This window comes from Blautia sp. AF26-2 (genome assembly GCF_003460955.1).
GTDB classification, from domain to species: domain Bacteria; phylum Bacillota; class Clostridia; order Lachnospirales; family Lachnospiraceae; genus Fusicatenibacter; species Fusicatenibacter saccharivorans.
Window position 1 is genome coordinate 1 of sequence record NZ_QTWD01000015.1, and the last position, 335, is coordinate 335.

At 46.6% G+C, this 335-nt stretch carries 1 protein-coding gene; it reads left to right on the plus strand.

Annotated elements, in window-relative coordinates; all coding sequences use genetic code 11:
- On the plus strand, positions 1-335 hold a 335-nt coding region (locus tag DWY63_RS18550; protein ID WP_278309075.1), incomplete at both ends, for an ATP-binding protein.

The window sequence follows — 335 nt, forward strand, 5'->3', positions numbered from 1 at the left end:
AGCGGCAGTGAATTTATTCGCAATAATTCCAAAGTCCGTTTTGTCAAAAAGGCACAGTATCGTGTAGACAAGCCGGATTATGCTGAACGAGCTGTGACAGAGGCTCTTGTTAATGCGCTTATCCATCGTGATTATATTGTGCTTGGCAGCGAAATCCATATTGATATGTTTGATGATCGGGTGGAAATCACATCTCCGGGCGGTATGTTTGGCGGCGGCTCAATTCAGGAATACGATATTTACAGTATCCGTTCCATGCGACGAAACCCTGTGATTGCTGACCTGTTCCACCGCATGAAGTACATGGAACGCCGTGGAAGTGGCCTGCGCAAAAT